General features: G+C 64.8%; 7 protein-coding genes, 1 pseudogene and 1 other annotated feature. Of the genes and pseudogenes, 3 read left to right on the top strand and 5 right to left on the bottom strand.

What is annotated here, in order from left to right:
* Positions 1-1,182: S1 family peptidase (locus AC1D15_RS16285; protein WP_477826783.1), on the top strand; the 1,182-nt coding region annotated here is incomplete at its 5' end.
* Positions 1,179-1,613, top strand: a complete 435-nt coding sequence (locus AC1D15_RS16280; protein WP_477826782.1) for a hypothetical protein — start codon at positions 1,179-1,181, stop codon at positions 1,611-1,613. The genes AC1D15_RS16285 and AC1D15_RS16280, both read left to right, overlap by 4 nt.
* Positions 1,614-1,642: 29 nt before the next feature.
* Here AC1D15_RS16280 and AC1D15_RS16275 read toward each other — a convergent pair whose 3' ends face one another.
* The 5 genes from AC1D15_RS16275 to AC1D15_RS16255 form a co-directional block, all read right to left on the bottom strand.
* Entirely contained in the window at positions 1,643-2,005 is a 363-nt protein-coding gene (locus AC1D15_RS16275; protein ID WP_477826781.1) for a hypothetical protein, read from the bottom strand.
* A 6-nt stretch (positions 2,006-2,011) separates the two neighbouring features.
* Positions 2,012-3,298 carry a hypothetical protein gene (locus AC1D15_RS16270; protein ID WP_477826780.1) on the bottom strand — a complete coding sequence of 429 codons (1,287 nt, stop codon included), beginning with the start codon at positions 3,296-3,298 and terminating at the stop codon, positions 2,012-2,014.
* Between the two features lie 8 nt (positions 3,299-3,306).
* Positions 3,307-3,687, bottom strand: coding sequence for a hypothetical protein (locus AC1D15_RS16265; protein WP_477826779.1), 381 nt, complete (start codon positions 3,685-3,687; stop codon positions 3,307-3,309).
* A gap of 31 nt (positions 3,688-3,718) precedes the next feature.
* Positions 3,719-4,192, bottom strand: coding sequence for a DUF1203 domain-containing protein (locus AC1D15_RS16260; RefSeq protein WP_477826778.1), 474 nt, complete (start codon positions 4,190-4,192; stop codon positions 3,719-3,721).
* Positions 4,193-4,378: 186 nt separating this feature from the next.
* Positions 4,379-4,831 (bottom strand): hypothetical protein, encoded by a 453-nt coding sequence (locus AC1D15_RS16255; protein ID WP_477826777.1) that lies wholly within the window; start codon positions 4,829-4,831, stop codon positions 4,379-4,381.
* On the opposite strand from AC1D15_RS16255, the pseudogene AC1D15_RS16250 reads away from it, so the two are divergent.
* Positions 4,815-5,553 (top strand): annotated as a pseudogene (locus tag AC1D15_RS16250) (IS3 family transposase); the annotation flags it as partial. The gene AC1D15_RS16255 and the pseudogene AC1D15_RS16250 overlap by 17 nt on opposite strands.
* Positions 5,093-5,209, top strand: a sequence feature (AL1L pseudoknot). It overlaps the preceding pseudogene by 117 nt.

The raw sequence follows: 5,553 nt of genomic DNA, 5'->3' as shown, positions 1-5,553 counted from the left end.
GCTCTGGGGGGCGGCGGCTGTCCTGTGGGGTGCCTTGGCATGGATGCGAAATCAGTTCTCCGACGTGCACTGAGCGGCGCCGTGGCCATGGCGCTCGTCGTCGCCGCAACGGCAGCGACGGCGGCCTCCGACACGACCTTCCTCTCTGCCGAGGAGTTCGGCGAACAGTTGCTCGCCAATGTCGTCCGGATCCGTGCGATCGATCACCAGGAGCACGGGTTCGGACTCATCGTCGGAGCCACGCAACGTCACCTGCTGATCGCAACCGCGCGCCACGTGGTCGGGGGCAGCGAGGATGGCCGCATCGAGGTCATGTTCTGCAAAGCCGCGAGCGAGAAGCCGATCGCCGCCGAACGAGTCGGCGAGTTCAATGCGGATGCCGCCGACGTGGCGTTGCTTCGCGTGGCGAGGCCCGAGGGCTTCTCGGTGCGAACGCGCGCGCTCGCTGACGAGGCGGTCATCGTGCGTGGCGTCGGAACATGGCTGTTGGGCGAGGCGCAGCAGTGCGGTCTTGCACCTCGCAACGGCGCGRTGGCCTACCCGCGCGACGATCGCGACAACCTGCGCATCGAGTTTCCCGGTGCGCTGGGTGGCGCTTCGGGTGGGCCTGTGTTGAGCGGCTACGGCGTCGTCGGCCTCATCACGGACGCCAGCGACCTGAGCTACATCGTCTACAGCGCGGCCGCGCTCGCAGCACGCGTTGCCGTGCAGATGCCCGGCGCGTGGCAACTCGAGGCGGCGCGCAACATACCGCCGACCGATCCTCGTGCCGCCCAGGTCGACTTGTCAGAGACCTTGAACCTGTACCTTTTCAGCGTGCGCAACCTGCATGGCCTGCTTCAGCAGCCCGCAGTGCCGCAAAAATTGTTCTTCGACTTCAGCCGCGACTACAACACGGCCATCAACAGGTTCCGCGATGCTCGCGATCGCTACGACGGGGCACTGAGCCGCCATTGGCCGCCGAACGTGCTGCCGATGTGGGTCGCTGTGCGCGACCGCCTGTGGGCGGTGCACGAAGTGTTCTGGAAACTCAACGCCGGCGACGCGCGAACCATCTTCGAGACGAAGTCGTCGCCTCCGGAAGTGCAGGCGCGCATGCGTTCTCTCTCGTCCGAACTGGACACATTGCAGTCCGGGATCACGGATTTTCTGCAGGTTCTGAACCGAAGGAGCTCACCATGAATCCTCCACGCGCCCGGACGCCAATCCGCCACCTGTCGCTTCTCTCGGCAGTTGCCGTGCTCATGGCCTGCGGAGGTGGCACCGAGGCCCTGTTCGTGCCGTTCTTCAGCTTTGTCTTTCAAGATAATCTCGACAATCCGACGTTCAACATGTCGTTGAAGCCCGGCGACGACTGCAGCACCAAGGGCACCCTGCCTGGCGGCGCCAACATGGATGTTTTCAACGTAGGGTCCGCCGCGCTGACGGGTACTTACGACGGCCGTGACCTCTCCATCACGCTCAGCCAGCCGTTGGGCAGCTATCAGGGAACCTACAACGGCCACTTCGTCGATCGGGACAACATCAGCTTCAAGCCGGCACCGGGCGGCACGGGCACGCCCTTCACCGTCACGCGCAACTCCAATGGCGAGCCCCTGCGCAGTTGCCCCTGAAGATCGAGGTGTGGCCCAGGCGGAACGCGCTAACCAGGGCCTGCCCACAGCGTGTCGGTCAGCAATTGGGCGATCACCTCGTCGAAGAAGTCCGTGCCCTCCAGTGCGACGCGCGTCTCTCCGGCTGGCAGGAGGTTGCGCTCGGCGAGCGTGACGCGCACCTGGTCGATGTCCTCCGCCAGGATGAGCAGCGTCCTGATCTCGTAGCCCGGCTTGAGGCCTTGCTGCGCCCACGCTTTGAAGGAAGAAAGCTCACCTCCTTCTCGAAAGACAGGCAGCAGCCTCCCGTAGTGTGTTCCGTTGAGCGTGTGGAGGACCTTGACAGCGCCCGCCGAGTCCGCGATCAGCAGGACGATGAACTTGTTGCTCGTGGCAATTTCGATCTGAGTCATGGCGACCTACTGGCGGCGTGCCGTCGCGATGCGCCGCAAGGCGTCGGCGCTTTCGATGCGGCCGTGAAAGCACTCGACCAGGTCGCAGAGATGCTCGGCACCGGAAGCGTGCAAATCGACCGACGCCGTCATCTTCTGCTGCGCATAGCGGCGCATCAGTTCGCCGCTGCGCTCGCCGGGAAACAGCGCGAATCGCATCGCGGCCGCCAATCCCTTCTCGATCTGGTCGAGCCGCGGCTGCAGGCTGGTCTCGATCTCGTTGACCAGGGCTTCCGCCTGCGAGATGTGCGCGGGCGCCAACGGCTCCGAGCCGCACAGGTGGATCGCCACGAGTTGATCCAGCTGCGAGCGGACCATCGTGCGGCGCACCGCGTACGACACCGGACGCAACAGCAGTTCATCACGCCCGCGCTCGTCGTCGATGCCCGCCTCGGCCACGCAGGCGACCTGCTTGCAGCGATCGAGCAGGCTGACGATGTTGACGCAAAGGCATTGCTCCCGGACGTACCTCGCAAGGTCGAACTCGCTGCCGTCCGCATGCATGATCAGGCGGCTCGCGTTGTAGACATGGAGGCCGGCGAACCAGTCCGCGAAAGCCTCTTCGGCCAGCGTCTCGAGCGACAGGCAGTAGCCGGGGTCACCCCCGTCGACGCGACGCCAGACCTCCTGTGCCATGCCCGGCAGCATGGGAAGTTGAGGCAACCAGCGTTCCAGGCAGACCCGGGCGGCGTCCGGGCCCATGTCGCGCCGCGCCCACGCCTTCGGCTCCGGCCGGCATAGATGGCCGAGCTCATGTGCCAGGCCAAAGAACCAGACCGCCACGTAGGCCTCGCCGATGGGCTGCATCTCGAGATCCATCAGCGCTGCGCCAGGAATATCGGCCAGCATGATGGTCTCGTCCACGACCGACTTCAGGAACGCACGGATGGCCCACTGCGGGCCCTTGTGGCGCACGGCCAGTTCCGCCATGACGCGCAGGCACGTGCGCTCCGCCAGTTCGACCCGAAAGTCGTCCAGCACCGGATCCTGGATCAGCCGACGGAGCAGGTACACCAGTTCGACGTAGCGCGTGTTGAAGACGACCAGGTTCGGATCCGTGCCGTGGATGCAGAACAGTTCGGGCAGGCCGCCGTCGACCCAGAACAAGTCAAACGGCGTCTCGAGTTCTTGCACGACGTGGTCGAGCATGAAGTTGATCGGCGAGCGGTTGGCCGGCGATCGATCGTACTTGGTGACGCGTGCGCCCCGGCCGACCTGGCTGGCCAGCAGCGCCTCGACGACGAGCGCGTCCATGGGGGTACTCAGTCGTCGGCTGGTTCGAAGGACTTGCGCAGGGCACGGATGTCTGCGGCAGTCGGGTTGCGGATCTCCTTGTCGCCGATCTTGATCGATCGCACCTTCAGCGCCTCGATCACCTTGGCCAGGCTGTCCAGGATCTTGGGCAGCACGGTGAGGGCCGTAGTTGCCACGACCATCCACGTCGCCGCGCTGCCGTCGAGGTTGTCGCGCTTGAGGATGCGCCCGGGGGACTGCTGTGCCGAGAACTCGGCGTTGAGCCGGGCAGCGCTCTCCTCGTCTTCTGCGACGATCACCAGCGCCTGTGTCGTGTCTGGCATCGCCTGGTCTCCCGTTGGTTGCAGCAGGATCGTCTCGATGCCGTAGCGTCGCGCTGGACGACCCAAGGCGTCATCCCCAAGCTTGACGAGAAGTTGATCAACTGGCGCGATCGACCCGGCAGGCGAAGCAGCCGCGCTTGGCGAAATGCAGGTGGAGGTAGGCGACCTCGGCGTTGCWGAAGAAGCGCTCGATCTCTTCGGCGACGTGCGTGCCCTCGCGCACGCTGGCGTCGACGATCAGGTGGGCRGCGTCGTAGGCGCGCACGGAGAGCAGGCGCGAGCTSAGGTAGGGCGGCACTTCATCGGGCGGCAGCACGCGCTGCACGGCGCCGCGGCGCACGTAGATCGGGCCGGAGGCGCGGTAGGGGCTGGCGGCGGGTTGGTGCTCGTAGGGGAGCAGCAGGAGCTCGTCGCCTTGCTGGGCGTCTTCGAGGCTGATGCGGCAKGGGTAGCCGGTGTTTTCGGTGGCGATGTGGCGCTGCGCGCCGTGCTGGGCGAGGGCTTGGTCGGGGAGGGTGAAGAGCGGGGCGTAGGGGGTGGGGGGCAGGGCGACGAGTTGGAAGTGATGCATGGCGGGGTCCGTCCGGTGATGGAGAGCCGGCATGGTCGTTGTTGTGGGAAGCGCGGGGCTGGCCGGTTTCGGACTTGGAGTTCTGGGGGCGAGCGAGTTGTCGCAGGTGGCTGGCTTCGCGCTGAAGGTTTGACAGAAGGCGTGACCGCAGGCCCGTCCCCGAAACGAAGGGGGTGGGGTTCACCGTCATAGTCGGCGGTAGATGGATACAAAGACTGCAATGATGCCGATTACGAAGAAGGCAACAACCAGGAGCGAAACAAGTCGGGCTATTGGGCGGGCTGTGCCGTTGCCTCTGGCAAGCGAGTTCAGCCGCTGATGAACTCGGTCTTGAACAGAAGGGTCGACCTTCTTCCAAACGGAGTAGATGAAGTACATGGAATTTCCGATCAGAGGCACTGAGTAGCAGAACTCCCTAATTAGCCGATCGTCTTCCTCTGGATTGCGCACGTTTGACAGCAGACCCTCAAGGCGTTTTCTGACATGCTCGACCTCGGGTGTAGGGGGCAGCTTCTCGATCCGAAGAAGTTCCTGCTCGATTGATTCGACCTCTCTGATCTTCTCCTTCAAATTGAATCGCCCCGGGTTTTGAGGAGGCTCCAACCCTTGAGAAGATGGAGCCATGAACAAGTCGAACAAGTTCTCACCTGAGGTCCGCGAGCGCGCGGTGCGCTTGGTGCAGGAACATCGTGGGGAGTACCCATCGCTGTGGCTGGCGGTGGAGTCGATCGCGCCGAAGATCGGCTGCGTGCCGCAGACGCTGCTGACGTGGGTCAAGCGCCAGGAGATCGATGCCGGCGTGCGCGAGGGCGTGACGACGTCCGAGGCGCAGCGGGTCAAGGAGCTCGAGCGCGAGGTCAAGGAACTGCGTCGGGCCAACGAGATCCTCAAGGTGGCCAGCGCGTTTTTCGCCCAGGCGGAGCTCGACCGCCGATTCAAGTCCTGAGGGACTTRATAGACAAGCACCGTGACACATTCGGGGTCGAGCCGATCTGCAAGGTTCTGCAGATTTCCCCGTCTGGATATCGACGGTATGCGGCACTTCGGCGCAACCCGCAGGAGCGCTGCGCACGCGCCCAACGTGACGACGTTCTGGCCCCTCGGATCGAGCGCGTCTGGCAGGCCAACATGCAGGTCTACGGGGCTGACAAGGTCTGGCGCCAGCTGGCGCGCGAAGGCACGGCAGCGGCGCGCTGCACAGTGGAGCGGCTGATGCGTCGGCTGGGACTGCGCGGCGTGATGCGAGGCAAGATCGTGCGAACGACGATCAGCGACAGCAAGGCGCCATGCCCGCTGGACAAGGTCAACCGCCAGTTCCGCGCGGAGCGGCCGAACCAGCTCTGGGTCTCGGACTTCACCTA

It is taken from the genome of Rhizobacter sp. P2_H2, from assembly GCF_056403375.1.
This window is presented reverse-complemented; position numbering and strand designations above follow the sequence as displayed.